19 protein-coding genes are annotated in these 19195 nt (G+C 43.8%); 10 read left to right on the top strand and 9 right to left on the bottom strand.

The window, feature by feature from the left end; translation table 11 throughout:
• Nucleotide 1: 1 nt before the first annotated feature.
• Nucleotides 2–613 (top strand): polysaccharide deacetylase family protein, encoded by a 612-nt coding sequence (locus ABDV94_RS08175; protein ID WP_343606368.1) that lies wholly within the window; start codon nucleotides 2–4, stop codon nucleotides 611–613.
• On the opposite strand, the gene ABDV94_RS08170 is transcribed toward ABDV94_RS08175, so the two are convergent.
• Complete coding sequence (locus ABDV94_RS08170) at nucleotides 600–1115, bottom strand: DUF2480 family protein (RefSeq protein ID WP_343606366.1); 516 nt, start codon at nucleotides 1113–1115, stop codon at nucleotides 600–602. The genes ABDV94_RS08175 and ABDV94_RS08170 overlap by 14 nt on opposite strands.
• Nucleotides 1116–1251: 136 nt before the next feature.
• Between ABDV94_RS08170 and ABDV94_RS08165 the strand changes: the two genes are divergently transcribed.
• Complete coding sequence (locus ABDV94_RS08165; protein WP_343606365.1) at nucleotides 1252–1764, top strand: heavy-metal-associated domain-containing protein; 513 nt, start codon at nucleotides 1252–1254, stop codon at nucleotides 1762–1764.
• A gap of 27 nt (nucleotides 1765–1791) precedes the next feature.
• The gene (locus ABDV94_RS08160; protein ID WP_343606363.1) at nucleotides 1792–2553 is read left to right on the top strand and encodes an alpha/beta fold hydrolase; all 762 of its coding nucleotides are present in this window, start codon (nucleotides 1792–1794) and stop codon (nucleotides 2551–2553) included.
• Nucleotides 2554–2631: 78 nt separating this feature from the next.
• Here the strand turns inward: ABDV94_RS08160 and ABDV94_RS08155 are convergent, their stop codons facing one another.
• The 7 genes from ABDV94_RS08155 to paaZ form a co-directional block, all read right to left on the bottom strand.
• Nucleotides 2632–3168, bottom strand: a complete 537-nt coding sequence (locus ABDV94_RS08155; RefSeq protein ID WP_343606361.1) for a transposase — start codon at nucleotides 3166–3168, stop codon at nucleotides 2632–2634.
• A 57-nt stretch (nucleotides 3169–3225) separates the two neighbouring features.
• A complete protein-coding gene (locus ABDV94_RS08150; RefSeq protein WP_343606360.1) occupies nucleotides 3226–4431 on the bottom strand; it encodes a TonB family protein in 1206 nt (401 codons plus the stop codon).
• Between the two features lie 10 nt (nucleotides 4432–4441).
• The gene (locus ABDV94_RS08145; RefSeq protein WP_343606358.1) at nucleotides 4442–5536 is read right to left on the bottom strand and encodes an energy transducer TonB; all 1095 of its coding nucleotides are present in this window, start codon (nucleotides 5534–5536) and stop codon (nucleotides 4442–4444) included.
• A gap of 45 nt (nucleotides 5537–5581) precedes the next feature.
• Nucleotides 5582–6700 carry an energy transducer TonB gene (locus ABDV94_RS08140; protein WP_343606356.1) on the bottom strand — a complete coding sequence of 373 codons (1119 nt, stop codon included), beginning with the start codon at nucleotides 6698–6700 and terminating at the stop codon, nucleotides 5582–5584.
• Nucleotides 6701–6703: 3 nt separating this feature from the next.
• Complete coding sequence (locus ABDV94_RS08135) at nucleotides 6704–7852, bottom strand: TonB family protein (protein ID WP_343606354.1); 1149 nt, start codon at nucleotides 7850–7852, stop codon at nucleotides 6704–6706.
• Nucleotides 7853–7857: 5 nt separating this feature from the next.
• The gene (locus ABDV94_RS08130) at nucleotides 7858–9027 is read right to left on the bottom strand and encodes an energy transducer TonB (RefSeq protein WP_343606353.1); all 1170 of its coding nucleotides are present in this window, start codon (nucleotides 9025–9027) and stop codon (nucleotides 7858–7860) included.
• A gap of 291 nt (nucleotides 9028–9318) precedes the next feature.
• Nucleotides 9319–11394 (bottom strand): phenylacetic acid degradation bifunctional protein PaaZ, encoded by a 2076-nt coding sequence (gene paaZ, locus ABDV94_RS08125; protein ID WP_343606351.1) that lies wholly within the window; start codon nucleotides 11392–11394, stop codon nucleotides 9319–9321.
• A 364-nt stretch (nucleotides 11395–11758) separates the two neighbouring features.
• Here paaZ and ABDV94_RS08120 point away from each other — a divergent pair, with 364 nt between their 5' ends.
• From ABDV94_RS08120 to ABDV94_RS08090, 7 genes are all read left to right on the top strand, one after another.
• Nucleotides 11759–12559, top strand: a complete 801-nt coding sequence (locus tag ABDV94_RS08120) for a MotA/TolQ/ExbB proton channel family protein (protein WP_343606349.1) — start codon at nucleotides 11759–11761, stop codon at nucleotides 12557–12559.
• Nucleotides 12560–12598: 39 nt separating this feature from the next.
• Nucleotides 12599–13285 carry a biopolymer transporter ExbD gene (locus tag ABDV94_RS08115; protein ID WP_343606347.1) on the top strand — a complete coding sequence of 229 codons (687 nt, stop codon included), beginning with the start codon at nucleotides 12599–12601 and terminating at the stop codon, nucleotides 13283–13285.
• 19 nt (nucleotides 13286–13304) lie between these two features.
• Nucleotides 13305–13946, top strand: coding sequence for a biopolymer transporter ExbD (locus tag ABDV94_RS08110; RefSeq protein ID WP_343606345.1), 642 nt, complete (start codon nucleotides 13305–13307; stop codon nucleotides 13944–13946).
• Between the two features lies 1 nt (nucleotide 13947).
• Nucleotides 13948–14811, top strand: a complete 864-nt coding sequence (locus ABDV94_RS08105) for a TonB family protein (protein WP_343606343.1) — start codon at nucleotides 13948–13950, stop codon at nucleotides 14809–14811.
• A gap of 104 nt (nucleotides 14812–14915) precedes the next feature.
• Entirely contained in the window at nucleotides 14916–15080 is a 165-nt protein-coding gene (locus tag ABDV94_RS08100) for a hypothetical protein (RefSeq protein WP_343606341.1), read from the top strand.
• On the top strand, nucleotides 15077–15985 hold the full coding sequence (locus ABDV94_RS08095; protein ID WP_343606340.1) for a substrate-binding domain-containing protein: 909 nt from the start codon (nucleotides 15077–15079) through the stop codon (nucleotides 15983–15985). The genes ABDV94_RS08100 and ABDV94_RS08095 overlap by 4 nt, the downstream gene beginning before the upstream one ends.
• Nucleotides 15986–16239: 254 nt before the next feature.
• Nucleotides 16240–17853 carry a hypothetical protein gene (locus ABDV94_RS08090; RefSeq protein WP_343606338.1) on the top strand — a complete coding sequence of 538 codons (1614 nt, stop codon included), beginning with the start codon at nucleotides 16240–16242 and terminating at the stop codon, nucleotides 17851–17853.
• A gap of 521 nt (nucleotides 17854–18374) precedes the next feature.
• Here ABDV94_RS08090 and ABDV94_RS08085 read toward each other — a convergent pair.
• Complete coding sequence (locus ABDV94_RS08085) at nucleotides 18375–19181, bottom strand: hypothetical protein (RefSeq protein ID WP_343606336.1); 807 nt, start codon at nucleotides 19179–19181, stop codon at nucleotides 18375–18377.
• Nucleotides 19182–19195: the final 14 nt, after the last annotated feature.

The raw sequence follows: 19195 nt of genomic DNA, 5'->3' as shown, positions 1-19195 counted from the left end.
AATGAAATTATTTAAACCTCCACGCTTAGCAGACTGGGTTCTCCCAAGGTTAAGGTGGAGGTTTTCTGTTTCCGAGCCAGTCGTTTTTATCACCTTTGATGACGGCCCGAACCCGGAAATCACTCCTTTTGTACTGGATTTGCTGAAAGCATACAACTGGAAAGCGACCTTCTTCTGTGTCGGGGAAAATATCCGGAGATCCCCTGAACTATTCCAGCGGGTGATAGATGAAGGTCATGCGGTTGGAAATCACACCATGAAGCACCTGAATTCCATCAAAACGGACAATGAAACCTACCTGGATTCATTTCGCGCATTCGAAGAAGTTCACCCGGGGAAATTGTTCAGACCTCCCTATGGAAGAATCAAACCGAGCGTTGCAAAAGAAATCGGGAAAACACACCGGATCATCATGTGGTCGTGGTTATCCTATGACTACGATTTAAGCGTGAGCAACGAGCGCATTCTCGACGAAGCGCAACGCATCAAACCAGGCGATATTCTCGTATTGCACGATAACGCCAAAATTGCTTCAAGACAACAGGAATTGCTGCCCCAGTTATTTGAATTACTCCGAAAAAAGGGATTTCGATCTGAAATTATCGCTGTTTAGGCTTCTTGTAGATCGGTACGCTGGAACACGCTTCTCCGTACATGATACTGGAACAAATCGGCTGTACTTTTACCAGGAATTGCGACATCGCTGCTTCCGGCTGTGGGATATCCGAACAGCCTTTTACAATCAGTTTCCCGTCTGTAAATGGTGTTGTATCAAGTTGGTCAATGTATAATTCAAGTGCCTTCTGCTTTGCTTCCGCCAACGTTCCGATACTCACCGAAGCGGCAATACCTACCAGTTTGGAACTCACGAGCATGAAAGCCCAGGAAGGCAAAATGGCTTCCACAGAGCAGTACAAATAGGCATGTTTTCCTGCAAACTGGTTCCAGTCGAAGGTCTTCACATACTCCCGGAAATCTTTTTCTTTCAGAACCAATCCATTCCAGAGAGAAGGCTCGAAATCAAAGCCCATGAATTCGGAATTCTTCGGGCAGTAATCCGCCAGATCCACGGAGATCAGCCCGCTTTGCTCTACTCTATTTACAATTTCAGACATAACACAAAATTACGGAATTCTCCTGCTCGCTTTTCGTGAGATGTTAAAATACGGGATCGCAGCGCTCATTTTAACAAAAATTGGTGAAACGCTTCTTGCCTTTGCTTTAATTTTACGATCATCAAAATAAAAAGCCATGAAAAACGCACTATTTATTGGGATTGCAACGGTATTTATGCTTGGATCCTGTTCATCCGGAGAGAAAAAAATCATTTCCGTAGAAAAAAAGGTTGCCTACAAAAAGCTGGATCCGGTTCATGCAGATCGCAAACTGGCTGTGGAAGTTTCAGGAATGAGCTGCGAGCATGCATGTGGTGGTTCCATCCGCATGGCTTTGAAAGAAACGGGGGCTGTTGACCGTGTTTCCTATGATTTTGAAAGCGGCAGAAAAACCAACACCGCTTACATCACATTCGACAAGTCTAAAATCTCTGCTGATAAAATTGTTTCCATTATCGAAACGATCAATGAAAAGCAGTTCACAACCGGAAAAGTAAGCTCTACCGACATTGAAGGAGAAAGCAAATCCGAAAGTCCGGTTACCAGCGACAACCAGGAGGTGAAAACAAGCAAAATCCATGTCGAAGTTCCTGAAACATCCTGGGAAATTCCGAACGTTTTCAAGTTTTTTGCCCGACTGATCGATTAAAAACGATCGCTTTCGTAGTTTTGTAGTATGAAACTGCAGCACCGCATTATCGGAGAGGGAAAACCTCTCATTATTCTCCACGGACTTTTCGGTTCTTCTGATAACTGGCAAACTCATGCCAAGCGTTTTTCAGATTACTTCCAGGTGATCCTGGTTGACCAGCGTAATCACGGTCACACCGATTGGAGTGATGATTTCAATTACGAACTCCTGGCAGAAGACCTGCATGAACTCATTACCGATTTGGGCTTTGAAAAAGTGCATTTATTGGGTCATTCCATGGGTGGAAAAACGGTTATGCGCTATGCACAACTTTATCCCGACACGATTGAAAAACTGATCGTGGTCGATATGGGGATCAAGAAGTACCCGCCGCATCACCAGCAGATTCTTGCCGGGATTCACGCACTTAGTCAAACTCCGATGGATTCCCGCTCCAAAGCAGAAGAAATCCTGACTCCTTTTGTTCCGGAAACCGGAACCCGCCAATTCCTAATGAAAAACCTGTACTGGATTGAGAAGGGAAAACTGGCCTGGAGAATGAATGTGACCGTTCTGGAAAGGGAAATGGAGAACATCCTGGCTGCACTTCCGGAAGGAGAAGTCCTGGTTCAAACCCTGTTTATCCGCGGAGCACTTTCGGGCTATATTCCGGAGGAAGATATCTCTGCTATTGAAGACCAATTCCCGGATTCGACTTTTGTGACCATTCAACATGCCGGCCACTGGGTACATGCCGAGCAACCGGAAGAGTTCATGAATACCGTCCTGGAGTTTTTGTTGAGATAAGTTTTTCTGTATCAACAGCAACTCTGTGAGGACAGAGAATCAGTGAGAAATCATTGGGGAAAGAGAATCAACAGGAAATCAGTGGGGATGCGATGCATCGCGTCCCCACTGAGATGGATTCCTCAAAATATAATTCTGAATATTTTCAAATTGATCCTGAGACCGGACAATGACATCATAATACCTGGATTGCCAACAGAAATCCAACCCTGAGATTTTACATTGTGTTGTAACTGCTGATTTGTAACCTCTTATAATTGATCCCAAATTATTAGACTGGGGTTTAAACCTATTTCTTTTGAGATCTCCTGATTCATCAAAAAAGGTGTCCTTTCCATTAAACTCTGTCAATCCGATAGTCAACATGGCATGAAAATGATCCGGCATAACCACATAATTGTGCAATGCTATTTTCATCTGGGGTCTTAAATGAATCGTCTTGATCCACTCTTCAGCAGCAATCTTTCCTACTTCACTTAATTCCATTTTACCCAACAGAACCTCTCCCAAAAATGGTACCCGATCTTTTGTACAAATCGTGATAAAATAGGTTGCGGCATTGGAATAGTCCCACCACTTAGCTCTCAAAGAATCATTTTTAAACTTCAATCCCATGATGTTTTCTTATATCATTTAAAGAAAAATATCCTTGAAAGGAAAGAAAATCAGCGATTATCTGAGCTTAAATGTTATCGGCAAGCTATAATACATCGAAATAGGTTTCCCGTTTAGCTTTCCGGGCTTCCAAAGCGGCATGTTTTCAGCCAAACGGATTGCTTCCTGGTCGCATTCCGGGCATCCGGAGATTCCCCGTGCTACTTTCACATCCTGGATTTTGCCGGTTTCCATGACTTTAAATTTCAGGAATACTTTGCCTTCAATCCCGTTTTCTTCAGCGGCCTTCGGGTAGTTCATGTTTTCCGAAAGGTACTTTTTCAACGCTGCCATTCCACCCGGAAACTCTGCCGGCTCTTCAACAACATCCAACACAACCGGTTGCTTTTCCCGTAGCTCCGGAATAGACCGGGGATCCCGGAAAACCATACGGTCTTCTTTCGGAATAAATGCCGGCTCTCCGATCTCTTCATAGACGGAGCGTTCTTCAATCATCGGTGGAAGAAAAATTAACTGGTTCGGGTTCTTCTTTCTTCTCCGCTCCATTTCTTTCATCTCTTCTGCGGTTTCTTTTTCCCGTTCGATTGCTTCTTCTCTCATGCGCTGTTTTCGAACTTCGAAGAATTTCGTTGCCAGCAGATCGGATTTCGTTGCCAAATCGTTGTTGAACTCTTGATAGCTTTTGAAATAAGCCGCATACTCTTCCCGGATGTTGGTAATCTGATCGATCACCCCCTGCATGTCAGTGAGAACGGCTCCGTTCAGTTTGTTCACACTATCATATTGAGCCACTTGCTGCTTCAGGAGTTCATTTTGCGCTTTCAGTTTCACGTCCGTCAAATCCCGGATGGAATCCATCGCAGCAAGCTGGAATTTCTGCTTCTGCAAATCGCTGTTTTTGTCGTAGCTAACCACAGCTTTCGGTGCAGGCACTTTCAGAGTCTCATTCAAATTACAAACCGTATTTGCATCGAAATTCAGTTCCTTCAACAAACGGTGGTTCCGGAGCAAGATCGTCCGGATTTCGGTCTCTTTATTTTTAAACTTAACACTGAATTTAGCGTCTCCCAGGGCTTCTTCCCGAAGCGTATTCAACTGCTTTTGTTTCGACAACAAAGAAGTCTGCATGGAATCGTAAACAGCTACCTGGTGCGCCAGCTCACTTTTCAATTGCTGGTTCATCACCTTTTTGGATTGTGCTGAAACGGCAACCGGTAGTAAAAATGCCGCCAAAAGGAATAAAAGATGTATTTGTGATTTCATTGGGGTTGATTTAATTTAAAGCAAACTGGATGGGTAATGTGAAGTAACAGCCCACGGTTTTTCCATTCATCTTTCCGGGAGCCCACTTCGGCATTTTTTTCACCACCCGAATCGCTTCCTGATCGCATTCCCTGCAACCGGAAACTCCTTTCACAACTGTTACATTGGAAACAGATCCATTCGCAGTAACCACAAAGCGGATTAACACTTTTCCTTCAATGCCATTTTCCGCCGCAAACTGCGGGTATTTCAAATTCTCCGACAAATACTGCATCAATGCAGACATTCCGCCCGGGTACTCCGGAGATTCATCCACAAACTCGTAGATTTCCGGGTTTTTATCCTCCACTACTTTATTTGTTGATGGAAATTCATACCCTCTTTGTTCGTGAATCTCCTCAGGATGCACATCCGGAAAAACAGTCGCATAAGCGCTTGAAAAGCCTTTCGGCCCTTTCAAACGGTAATTTTCACGCAGTGTTTCGAATTGTTTATCCAATTCCTTTCGTTTCAAATGAAGCACACTATCGGCAGTCTCATATACCGAAATAACCGAATCCAAACGCGGAAGTGCCAATTCCAACAGTTTCTTTTTACCTTCATTTCGCTCCAAACGAAGGGTATTCGCCTGGGCAAACTCACGATATTGCGTCAACTTGACTTTCATCAATTCGTTTTGCTGTTTTCGTTTCAATCCGTCGAGTTCAATCTGATCCGGAACCTTCTCAAACGATTCGATCTTTTTTCCCAAATCCTTGATCGGTCTGATCACATCCCGCGCACCGGGCAAATCCATGTAGTTTGCTACTCCGCTCATATCCGGATGCTGATCCAGCTTACCAAGTGTTTTTATTGTTTCCCGGATCGAAATCTGGTTCTGCCGCAAAGCCCTCGCCTGCTGCGACAATTCTTCTGATTTTTTATCTGTCCGGTTTTTGGCCTGGCTCACCGCTGTAACTGATTTCAAAAATACCACGTAGGCTGAATCTTGTTTTTGCTGTTCCACAGCCAGTTCTGCACGCAAGATCCGGTTCAGTTTTTTAGCTGATTGACCGTAAACCGTCGTTCCCGAAACCAGGATTAAAAGGAGTAACACATGTTTCATAAACAAAAATATGGATAAAATGACGTGTACAAACGTGACAACTGATTAATCGGCTCTAAAAGTAATTGGAAAACTGCTGTAAGAACTGACTTGTTCCCCATCCTTTTTTGCAGGAATCCATCGCGGCATTCCTTTGATCACACGAACCGCTTCTTCATTGCACTCCCGGCAGTCCGGAATTCCCTTCTGAACAGTGACATTGGAAATTTCTCCCCGGTCAGAAACCACGAACTTCAGATACACTTTTCCACCAATCCCTTCCTCCCATGCAGATTCCGGGTATTTGATGTTTTTTGCCAGGTAGTGCATCATGGCTGCACGTCCGCCAGGAAACTCAGCTGGCTCATCAACCAGTGAATAAATCTCGTCTTCCATGGAATACGAAGTGTAAAAAGGAGGTAAAAAGACTTCCACAGGTTGAGGCTGGGGTTCAAACTCATTTCGGGGATCGCGGGGATCCGGGTGAATGTCCGGGAAAGCCATTTTATATGCTTCCGGAAATCCTTTCGGTCCTTTCAAACGGTAATTCTCCCGTAACAATTTCAATTGACTGACCAACTCCTTTTGTTTTGGAAGCAGGGCTTTATTTGCATTCCGGTATACCAGGGAAAGTGAATCCATCTGTGTCATGAGTCCTTCCAGTTGTTTCCCTCTCGCTTCATTACGCTGTAAACGCAGGGTATTTTCCTGCATAACCGTCCTGTATTCGGCAATTTTCGCTTTCAGCAATTCATTTTGCCGTTTTCGCTTCAATCCTTCCAACGAAAGGCTATCCGGAGTATGTTGTGCCGTTTCAAATTGTTTCACCAACTCTTTCACCGACCGGGTCAAGTCCGGGTTATCGGACAAATTCAGGTTACCGCTCACGCCGCTCGTATCGGGATGCTCTCCCAGGTAATTCAATGCCTTGAAAAGTTCCCGCACCAACCGCTGCGTCTTGCGAAGCGTTTCCAGCTTCCCCTCAAGTTTTTTGGTCTCCGCACTACTTAGCAACTTCAATCGTTCCTGTTGTTTCCCGGATTGAATAAAGATCAAAGCAACCGAATCCTGCTTCTGCTGTTCTGCAACCAATACCGAACGAAGCTGCTCATTCAGTTTTTTGGCAGACTGTCCGAAAACAATCGTTCCGGAGATCAGGAATAAAAAGAATAATCCGTTTTTCATCGCCTAATTGATTTTAAAAGTCACCGGCAAATGAAAATAAGATTTCACGGGCTTTCCGTTGGTCTTTCCGGGAATCCAATCCGGCATTTCTTTCAGCATACGCAAGGCCTCTTTATCGCAATCAGGGCAATCCGGAATCCCTTTCTTCACCTCAATAGAGGAAATTTTCCCTTTATCGGAAACCACGAACTTCACGTACACCTTTCCCTGGATAGCCAGCTCTTTTGCACTTGGCGGGTACTGTAAGTGATCTTCAATATACTTCTTCAAAGCAGTCATTCCTCCGGGAAACTCGGCCGGTTCGTCTACAATCATATAAATTTCCGGCTCCTGACGATTACGGGGAGCTTCCACCGGAGGAGGCGCAACTACATCATGATCTGAGTAGTATTTGGGAGGAATTACGCCGTTAAATAAATCGTCCGGCAACTTCTCTTTTGTGGCAACAGGATGAATCTCCGGAAAAAGATCCCTGTAGGCATCCGGAAAACCCTTTGGCCCTTTTAAACGGTAATTTTCACGCAGCTCATTGAACTGAAAATTCAGGCTTCTTTTTTTGGCGGCAAGAATCCTGGTAGCATTTTCATAAACCAACGAAGCCGAATCCAAAAGCGCAATGGCCGATTCCAATTGTTTGATTCCGGATTCATTCTGCTGCATCCGGAGTTCATTGCGTTTTGCCAAATTGCGGTATTCTGTCAACTTTACGGTTAATTGTTGATTCTGCTGCTTCCTGTTCAACCCGTTCAGATCCAAAGCCGATGCAACGGAATCAAGTGGTTCGATCTCTTTGTTCATCCCAAGCACGGATTGTAAAAAATACCAACCATTTGACATCCTCATCTGTTTTTGCACATCACTTAAATCAGGGCCCTGTCCCAAACGCTTTAAATCATACTGCAACTTTGCAATCGAATCCCGGCAAAACAAGGTGTTGCTTGATTCCGTAATAAACCGTTGTTTTTCTGATTTAAACTGATCTTTCAAATGTTCCTGTTCCTTGTTCAGCTGAGCAAATGCCCTGAAGATCGAATCATGCTTCTGTTGTTCAACGGCCAGTTCGGCGCGGAGCTGCTCATGCTGTTTTTTGGCAGACTGCCCGAAAACAACCATTCCGGAAACCAGGAATAAAAGAACTAATGCGTTTTTCATACCATTTAGTTGAGTTTAAAAGTCAGCGGTAAATTAAAGTATGATTTGACCGACTTCCCGTTGTTCTTAGCCGCAATCCAATTGGGCATGCCTTTCACCAAACGGATCGCTTCTTCACTGCACTCCGGGCAATCGGAAATTCCTCTCATAACAACAATATTCGAAATTTTGCCTTCCTCGGAGATCACAAACTTCAGGTATACTTTTCCCTGGATTTCATGTTCTATAGCGGTCTGCGGATAGCGGAGGTTCTCTGACAGGTATTTTCTCAAAGCAGCCATTCCACCCGGAAATTCGGCCAGCTCTTCCACCACCACATAAATTTCCGGTTCCTGGCGGTCAGTCCGAGGAGCTTCAACCGGTGGCGGAGGCGGAACAGCATCTCCTTCGTTCATAGAAGAACTTTGTTCCAAATAAGTTCCCCGCGAGAAAGGCTGATCATCCTTTAATTTCTCTTTTGGTAACGGATGAATTTCCGGGAACACATTCCGGTATGCATCAGAGAAACCTTTCGGGCCTTTCAAACGATAAGCTTCACGCAGTGTATTCAGCTGTTCATTCACTTTATTTTTCTCCGAAACGAGCACCTCATAAGCCTGGTCATACACACTACTCGTCGAATCGAGCCGCGCTGTTAATTGCTCCAATTCCTGTTTTACCTGTTCATTTTGCTGCAAACGAAGCTCATTGGAAGGGAACAGCTTTTTGTATTCGTTGATCTGAAGTGTCATCGTTTCATTCTGATCTTTCCGCTTCAGTTCTTCTAAGTTCGGGTAATCGCCATTCGAAAAGGCTTCATACGGCTTGATTTTTAACGACAGTTCCTGAACAGATGATTTGAAATCACGGGGCTGCAACAAGTTCTTGAACGGTTCCAACTCACTCAAATCCGGATTTTGATCCAGTTTCTTCAACTTTTTCACGGTGGCAAAAAAATCTTTGCCCTGTAATTTGACCGCATCCGATTTAAGGGATAATTGACCGATTTTCTCTTCAGTCTGTGTTTTCAACTGGTGAAACCGGGTATCTGCGGCTAAAAATATCACGCGCAGCGAATCGTGTTTCTGTTGCTCCAGAGCCAGTTCGGTGCGGAGCTGCTGATTTAATTTTTTGGCTGATTGCCCGAAGGACACTGCTCCGAAGAACAGTACTAAAAGTAATAAAGGTGTTTTCATCGGTGGAAAGGTACAAACTTTCTATCAGGTACGCGACGCAGTCCAATTCCTGATAAGGTGTTTTCAATCAATGAAGTCGGGCGCGCCATGTATGGCGCGCCCGACAAAATCAAGCTATATAATGATGTTCACTTTAAAATCCGTTTAAAGAGTTGAAAAGTTCAATAGTTTCAAAAACATTCCATTGAACTTTTTAAACCCTTGAAACCTTTTCAACAGGTTACCTTTTCATCCATCCAATAATTAGGAACAAAATCTATCATAACCTGCCCTTTCGTAAACTACCTACATCTACTGAACAGACTGGTCCAATCGTTTGACCATGGTCAAAATGGTTGCAATACCTACCAATGGTTCATCGGTATCATCCAGCATTTCAACCAGCCATTTCACCACTCCGCGCTGAATCAGTGTCTTCGGATCATCCTCTTTCGGCGTTACGTCCGTACTCACTTTTTCCTTACAGGTAAATCGGATATGGATTTTCGCTCCCGGGTATACCGGTTTGGTGAATCGCAGTTCATCAATACCGTAATTGAGCAATACCGGGTTGATTTCGTAGCTGTCTACAAATAATCCCGCTGCAATACTCATGATCAGGTATCCGTGTGCCACCTGCTGGTCGAACATCGTTCCGGCAAAATTCGTTTCCCGTTTATGTGCATAGAAATTATCCCCGCTCAAAGCAGCAAATGCATCGATGTCTTCGGAAGTAATCAAACGGCTGTCTGTGATCAACTGATCTCCCACTTCCAGTTCTTCGTAATGTTTCTTGAACGGGTGAACGGAACTCAATTTTCCTTGTGCTCCCTGCTGGTATTGCTGGGTAATTTCAGTAATCGTTGTTGGGTGTCCCTGGATCGCTGTGCGCTGCAAATAATGCATGATTCCGCGTTTTCCACCCATTTCTTCTCCGCCTCCGGCTCTTCCCGGACCACCGTGCGTCAACAAAGGCATCGGTGAACCGTGCCCCGTACTTTCTTTTGCAGAATCTTTGTTCAGTACCATGATTCGCCCGTTGACACAAGCTGCTTCAACCACAAATTCACGTGCTTCTTTGTCATCAGCCGTTACAATCGACGTCACCAAAGATCCTTTTCCTAATTTGGTCAATTCAACCGCTTCGTCCAGGTTTTTATACGGCATAATCGTTGAAACCGGCCCGAATGCTTCGATGCTGTGCACATCCTGCTTGTCAAACGGGGCATCGTTCAGGAACAGGATCGGCGAGAAGAAAGCTCCTTTGTCCTTATCTGCTCCGACTACATCAAACTGATCCATGTTTCCGTAAACGATCTGCTGGGATTTTGCCAGCAACTCTACGTTTTCACGTACACGATCCACCTGCAAACGGTTGATCAAAGCTCCCATACGCACTCCTTCTACTTTCGGGTCACCGATAGTCGTAGAAGCCAAACGAGCCGAAACTCCTTTTTGTACTTCTTCGATGAAGTTTTCAGGAACCAGGATCCGGCGAACGGCTGTACATTTCTGTCCGGCTTTGATTGTAATTTCTTTTGTTACCTCTTTAATGAAGATATCAAACTCTTCGGTTCCCGGAGCTGCTTTTTCCCCCAACACCATTGCATTCAGGGAATCTGCCTCCAGGTTGAACGGCACCGATTCTTCAATCAGTCTCGGAAGCGCCTTCAATTTTCTTCCGGTGTGCGCACTTCCTGTAAAAGTCACCACATCCTGGCTGGTTACGTGATCAATGATTCCGCGGCCAAAGCCTGAAACCAGCTGCAACGCTCCTTCCGGCAAAATGTTCGATTCGATGATGTCTTTCACCATCACTTCCGTCAGGTAGCTGGTAAACTCAGAAGGTTTTACCACTGCAGGAACTCCCGCCATGAGATTCACCGCGATTTTCTCCAGCATTCCCCAAATCGGGAAGTTGAATGCATTGATATGCACTGCAACACCTTGCTTCGGAACCATGATATGGTGTCCGATAAATGTTCCGTTTTTCGACAAAGGAGCTGCCGTTCCGTCTACGTAATAAGGCAAATCCGGGAATTGTCGTCTCAATGAAGCATTGGCAAACAAGTTCCCGATTCCTCCTTCGATATCGATCCAGGAATCCACTTTTGTTGCCCCGGTCCACGCCGAAACTTCGTAATACGTTTTTTTGCGATCCATCAGGTACAGGGCCAACGCTTTCAACATGCGTCCGCGCTCCTGGAAAGTCATCTTGCGCAATTGCTTTCCTCCGGTTGTTCGTCCGTAGTTCAACACTGCTTCAAAGTCAATTCCGGCACTTGAAACCGAACCGATCTGATCTCCCGTAATAGCGTTGTAGATCTTCTGTTCTTCTCCTTCACCTGCTACCCACTGGCCGCATATGTAGTTCTTAACTTGTATCATTTTAATTGGTTTGTGTTCCATTTTTAATTTCCTCCCAAATATACAACGCCCGGAGGGCATGGGTGCAAATCCGGTCAAATTCTTTGTTAAAAAGACTTTTTCGTTGAACGAAATGAGAGTTTACTTGTATTGAGAGATGGAATAAAAGGAGTTTATATTGTGTTAACATGTGGTTGATTTAAGCGTAACATTCAACAAAATCAATCATTTCTTTCGTTCAATTGAAAATGAAGGTACTTCACATGATTTTTGGAACACTTGGATAAAAAAGGAAAAGCATTTCACTCAAAGGATTGAAACTAATTAAAACCTTTTTAGTATGTTTGGGCCTTAAACATGTAAAAGTTTCAATAAAGACTAAATTATGAGCAAGACAAAAACAGGAGGAGGTTTTTCATCATTAATTGCCTCATTATCTATTGCAATTGCATTAGGAATCGGATTTCTTATCTATTACTTCATTTTAGGAGATCCAGCAAACTTCGTTAACGGAGACGTAAATGAGCACCCAATTGACGGGAACACGCTTGGAACCATTTACAAAGGAGGGATCATCGTACCTTTCCTGATGGCGGTAAACTTGATCGTGATCATTTTCTCCGTTGAGCGTTTCGTAAGCATCTCTAAAACAAAAGGACGCGGAAACATCAACAAATTCGTTGAAAACATCAAATCTTTGATGGAGGCAAATGACATCCAGGGAGCTTTGGAAGAGTGCGACAAGCAAAAAGGATCTTTGGCGAACGTAATCCGTGCAGGATTGGAGAAATACGAATCTGTGAGCAAAGACGCTTCATTGGATAAAGAGCAAAAATCAGAAATCATCAAAGCTGAAATCGAAGAAGCTATTTCTTTGGAATTGCCGATGATGTCTAAAAACCTGGTAATTATCTCTACGTGTGTATCTATCGGTACGTTGATCGGTTTGATCGGAACGGTATTGGGGATGATCAAATCCTTCCAGGCGATGGGTGCTGGTACTCCGGATACAACAAAACTTTCTATCGGTATCTCCGAGGCCTTGATCAACACGTTCTTTGGTATCTTCGCTTCTACTGTTGCAACAGTTATGTACAACTTCTTTAACACGAAGATTGACCAAATGACACACGCAATGGATGAGGCTGGATTTGCTATCGTTCAAAACTTCAACGCAAACAATTAATTCGATCCGTTTCGGCGGTAAAAAATAATACATTAAGGAATGGCAGAAATTAACAAACCCAAAGGATCCCCATCCATCGACATGACGCCGATGGTTGACTTGGCTTTCCTATTGGTTACTTTCTTCATGCTTGCAGCAACATTCCGTACCGATGAACCAGTTGAAGTTTCAATCCCATCGTCAATCGGTGATCAGGAGATCCCTGAAAAGACCTTGGTGTTGGTAACTGTTGATAAAGGTGGACGTGTGTTCTTTTCCTGTACGGGTGAAGAAGTACGTAAAAAAGTGTTGGCTCAAATGGCGGCAAAATACAAAGTGCCGTTGAGTGACGACAATGTGAAAGAATTCGTAAGAATTACAAGTATCGGTTGTTCCATGAGTCAGCTTCCGCAATACCTTGCCTTAGACGGCGAGGGTAGAAAGAAGTTCCCTACTGAAACGGGAATTCCTTCCGACAGTTTGCACAATGAATTGAAAGACTGGGTCAATTTCGCCAACCGCGAAATGCTGGACTACGGAAAGAAAATGTTTGAAGAAGAAAGTTCGAAACAAGGAAAAAATGCAGCTCCTTTGAAGCCTGAAGATTACAAACCGAAGTTTGTATTGAAGGCAGCAATGGATGCGGAATACGTACGTGTTAAAAACGTGATTGAAACATTCCGCGACCTGAATTTGAACAACTTGAACTTTGTGACCTCCCAGGAGGCTGCACCGGTAATAAGATAATTTAACTAACAAGAAAAAGATGGCAGAATTAGCACAAGATGACGGCGGAGGAGGCAAAAAAGGAGGCAAAAAGCGTCCTAAGAAAGGCCCTGCGCGCATCGATATGACTCCCATGGTGGATTTAGGTTTCTTGTTGTTGACATTCTTCGTTTTGACTTCAACGTTTGCGAAACCGAAAGTAATGAGCCTGGTGTACCCTGCGAAAGAGGTTGATAAACCACCGGGTAAGGAGAATGAGGTAAACAATGCGATTACTTTCATCGTGTCTGACGATCGTTTGTTCTATTACAAAGGGGAGTTCTACCCGGAAGGAAATGCAAAAGGGAAACCTGCAACTGAATTGACAGAAACAGATTTTGGCCCTACAGGAATCCGCAAGTTACTGGCTGATGAAAACAAATTCGTTTTGCGTAAAAAAGTTGAGTTAGACAGAAAGCTACAGACCAAGCAAATCAACGATTCGATCTACAAAAAAGAAATGATCGAAGCAAAGAAGAATAAAGAAGCGCTGAAAGTACTGATAAAAACAGATATGAAGGCGAAGACGAAAAACTTCATTGACGTGATTGATGAGTTGTACATTGCATCCATCGGGGTAATTGCTCCGGTAGACATCATGAACAGCGAACAGGCATTGTTAGATAAAACATTAAACAAATAATATGTTAATAACAATCGTAATTCTATTGGTAGCCGGTATTTCGTTATACGAATACCTGAGCTCGAAGACCTGGCAGCAGGTAACTTCTACTGAACGGAATGACATCGTATTCGAGGATCGAAACCACGAATACGGAGCATACCAACTCCGTAAAAATTACAGTAGAAACTTGTTACTTGTCATGGCAGGTGTGATTCTGTTCATCGGTACCACTTTCGGGATTTATAAATTGATTATGAATCTTCCGGAAGAGAAACCGAAGGAAACTCCCCTGGATTTGACAGCTTTTGCTGTGGATGCTCCAATGGACAAAGAGGACATCGTTGAACCTCTTGAACCGGAAATTCCACCGATGGAGAAAACCATCCAGTTCTTACCTCCTGTAGTAACGGATGATGAAGTAGATACTCCTCCGGCAACAGTTGACGAATTGCAGGACACAAAAGCTTCCACCACAACGAACGAGAACGAAGGTGACCCGTTTGCGAAAGTAGACCCGACACCTCCGAAACCGAAAGAAGAAAAGATCGAAAAGGAAAAAGAAATCATTTACGACATCGTAGATGAGAGCGCTGATTTCCCTGGAGGTCGTGCTGCTTTGTTGAAGTACTTGAGTGAAAACATCAAATACCCGCAAACAGCTGTTGAAATGGGCTTGCAAGGTAAATGTTACCTGCAGTTCGTTGTCAGCGAAAACGGTTTCATCTCCAACGTAAAAGTGAAGAAAGGTGTAACAGACTGTCCTGAGTGTGACCAGGAAGCAATCCGCGTAGTAAAAGGAATGCCGAAATGGACACCAGGTAAAGTAAACGGTAAAGCGGTAAACTCAACGTTCTCGCTTCCGGTATCTTTCAAATTGAATTAATTAGTCTATTCAAATGTTATCCCCGCCTTGCAAAAGTGCGGGGATTTTTTTCATCCGATATGTACAAAAGCGTCACTTATTTTATTTCAGGTTTTATGATTATCATGTGTTTGATATTCGCGTACTACCTGCTTTTTACGGATTTGGTTCTGCAAACACTTTACGGTACCAAACGACAAATCATGATCTCCATGCTGCTGGTGTATGCCTTCTATCGTGGTTACCGTTTGTATATTGGTCTCCGAAACGACAGAAAAGAAAAAAGATGAAGCAGTTTAACACCTTCCTGGCAATCATCGGAACCGGCTTGCTGATTTCCGCATGCGATAATGCAGCCAAAACAAAAGACACTCCGCGGAGAGGTCAAAAAGTATTTTATGCAGACGAATCCTTTCAGCCTTTAATGGAAACGTCGAGCTACACCTTTATGGGAATTTACCCGGATTCCGAACTGGATTTCGTATACACTGGTGAAACCGCAGCCATGAACGCCATGGCACAGGGAAAAACCCGGACAATTTTCGTATCACGGGATTTCACCGAAAAAGAAAAGAAAAGCCTGCACAATTCAAACATCCAGGTCGAAACAGGCGTTTTTGCCCATGATGCTGTTACCTTCATCGTCAATCTGGGGAATAATGACACACTTTTGACACAGGCACAACTCAAAGCTATTCTTAGCGGGAAAAGCACCGTGTGGCCTGCTTCCAATAAACCGGTCGAGGTGGTATTTGACCGCGTTCAGTCAGCCAACTTCAACTACATGCTGAAATGGCTCGGCGGAACTTCCTACGGAAAAGGAGTTCACGCCACCAAATCGACTGCTGAACTGATTCAATATGTGCAGAATCACCCGCTGACTTTGGGAGTGATCGGGTACAACTTCATCAGCGACCTGGACGATCCCGCAGTAAAAAACCGCCTGAAACAATTCAAAGTTGTTGCGGTTCAGGGAAAAGAAGGTAGCTACTGGCGCCCAAACAAAGCAACCATCACCGAAGAGAAATACCCCTTCCATCGTGAAATCTGGTACATCAACTCCGGTGCTCCGGATGGTCTGAATACCGGCTTCATTCATTTTCTGACCGGAAGACAAGGGCAATTACTCCTCGAAAAGTGTGAACTCGGCCCCGGAAAAGGAACCCCGCGTGAAATCAATTTTATTACGGAGTAATTCCGAATGTCGAATGCCTAATTCCAAAAATTCGTAATTCGTAATTCGTAATTCGTAATTCGTAATTCGTAATTCGTAATTCGTAATTCACTAAAAAAACATTTAGTTCCCTCCGATTCACTTCAATCAATGAAGCACACACTCAAGTCGATTTGTATGAAATAATCGTTAAGAAATACTTCGATTTGATCAGTTTATACTAATTTGGCAAAGGAATTGTACAATGTATCACTACGTTGAAAAGACAAAATAACATGAACAAGTTACAACTATTCGTTCTTGCACTAGGTTTAGGAAGTGCCGCACAGGCTCAAACATTGCAAGACGCAAACAAGAAAACGGAAAACGAGCGCTACGATTTGGCGCGCAAAGAATACCAGAAATTGGTTCAGGCAGATCCAGGCAGCGTGGAAAACGCTTTCTTTTTTGGAAACTTCTATGCAACAATCAATGAGAAGGATTCTGCCATTATCCAATGGAAAAAAGCGGGTTCAATCAACCCGGAAGATAAATTGGGAATGGTTGCCGCTTCAAAGGCCATTTACTTCTCCGGTGATACAGCAACAGCAAGCGCTCAGTTTTGTGAGTTGATCAAAAAAACCAAGCGTAAAAACCCGGTTGTGCTTTACCGCATTGCGGAAACGTATGCAACAGGTCCTTTGAAAAACCTGAAACTGGCAGAAGTATACCTGAGAGACGTAATCAGACTGGAGCCAAAAAACATGGATGCTTACGTATTGTTGGGGGATGTATTACTTGCTCAAAGTGCGTCAAACGCTTCCCAGGCAACAGAACAGTACAACAACGCATTGGCTATCGACCCGAATTCTGCAAAAGTAATCGTTCGTAAAGCACAGATTTACCAGCGCGTTCAGAACTACAAACTGGCAAACGAAGAGTACAAAAAAGCACAGGCTGTTGACCCGAATTATGCTCCGGCATACCGTGAAAACGCTGAGTTGAATATCTTGTTCGACCAATATGCAGCTGCAATCGAGTGTTGGGAAAAATACCTGAAACTAAACGACACGGACGAAGCGCGTTACCGTTATGCAAGTTCCTTGTTCGGAGGAAAACAATACTGCAACGTATTGCCGCAGGTAGAAAAAATTGAGAAGGATGGATTCACAAACCTGTACACCAAACGCATGTTGTTCTACTCTTTGTACGAATGCAACGAAATGGGCGACAGCCTTCGCTATGTGGAAGCATTGAAAGAAAGCGACAACTTCCTGAAAATTGCTCAGAAAGACAAAATCATTTCTACCGATTACAAATACCGCGGGATGATTTACGACAAATTGGGACAGGAAGATAAAACCATCGAACAATACTACCTGGCTGCAGGAATTGATACGGCGAAAGCAGCTGAATACCTGGCAGACATCGCGAAATTGTACGCAGAGAAGAAAGATTACCCGAAACTGATTGAAGTGTACACGAAGAAAATGACGCAATACCCTTCCAAAATGCAGGCAATTGAGTACTACGATTTCGGACGTGCATACTACTTCGGGCCAAAAGACTTCAAAATGGCTGATTCTATCTTCGGACGTTTGGTTGCATTTTCACCGACATTCCCGGGAGGACACTTCTGGCAGGCAAGAGCACGCGTTCAGTTAGACAACAACCCGAAAGCAAAAACGTACCTGGCAAAACAACAGTACGAAAACTTCCTGGCAGCTCTTTCTGAAGAAGATTTGGCTTCCGGTTCATACAAAGCTTACATCATCGAAGCTTCCAAGTACCTCGGAGATTACTACGTAAACTCTCCTGAGAAAGACAAAGTAAAAGCAGATGCGATGTGGAACAAAGTATTGGAATTGGATCCAAACGATGTTCAGGCAAAAGCTTACTTCAAGAAATAAATTTCAAAGAAATACCAAAAAGTCCCTTCGCATAGCGAAGGGACTTTTTTTGTTTATAGCTATGCAGAAAGCATCCTGTTGTTTTGTTTCCGCAAGGCTCGCTCTTCTATAATACACATCAGTAAGAGCTGAACGAAAACGCAGGGTTCATGCACTCCATCATTACTTATTTGTCAGGGAACCTTACTCCGGGAAATACATTCTGAAGGGATCACAAAAAAAAGGGACGCGATGCATCGGGGTATATGTACTATTCACACCCAAACCATTTTACAATAGAAACTTTGTCATATTTTCCCGCAAATGCACAAATATTGGAGGCGCTTACCAGTCGCCTCTTTACTTTGTAAACACTGAAAAATCCATGTTTATCTGGTTCAAAAGCGAGCGCAGCCTGTCCCGATTTCTTTCGGGAGTAGCCGAGCTGAAAATTTGCATTTATGGGAATAATTATGTCTGGGTGTCAATTATGATTAATTTCCGATGCGTCGCGTCCCTTTCTGATCAAAAATACAGGCTTCTTATTTCTTTCCGATCGTCAATGCATCGTTCCAACGCAATGGAATCACTGCACGATCCATTTTTGTCTGCGTACTTTCCTGGAAAACTCCTTCGAAATGAATCAGCATTTCAACCAGCTGCATATCCATTTTCGATCCACCCTCCATGCGATCCCAGGAAGCCTGAAATGTTTCCGTCTCTCCTTTTTTCATGGCAAATACATCCGCTTTCGAACGCGTAGTCGCATACAAGTTTCCGTCGGGCATTTTCACCGCTACTTTTGCCGGAGAAATGAACGCCAGGCCTTCACCGTTGTAAGTCACCTTGAATTTCACATCTGTTCTTCCGGTTTCTTTCAGTGAATTTGCCAGTGTAATTTTAAAGTTCCCGGCAACAAACTCATTGCTCGAAGCCGGCAAACGGAATTCCGGTGTTGCAACCGCTTCCTTCAAAACCACTTTGTAGAATCCTTCGCACACAAAATTGAAAGACCGCGCTTCATTCAGGTTTGCTCCCACCGCACGCATCACTTTTTTCTTACTGTCATGCGGAGCGATCAAAATGAACTTGTCTTTTGTATCGAGAGACTTCCCTCCTATTTCAAATTTACTCTCATCCGAATTGTACAAAACCCAATCATTGGTTTTATTGGTAATCGACATCCGGAACTTCACTTCTTTCGGAAGCGCAACGATGTTATCAATTTCCACTTTGTAGCTTTCGGTCTCAAACGTAGTGTCGTTGTAGTATACTTTTTCGTATTGGCCGTAGGTATTTCCCGCAAGTGTCATGCTTCCCAAAATCCCGGCAGCAACTAATATCTTCATAGGTTTTGATTTAA

It is taken from the genome of Fluviicola sp. (assembly GCF_039596355.1).
In the GTDB taxonomy this organism is placed as follows: domain Bacteria; phylum Bacteroidota; class Bacteroidia; order Flavobacteriales_D; family Crocinitomicaceae; genus Fluviicola.
This window is presented reverse-complemented; position numbering and strand designations above follow the sequence as displayed.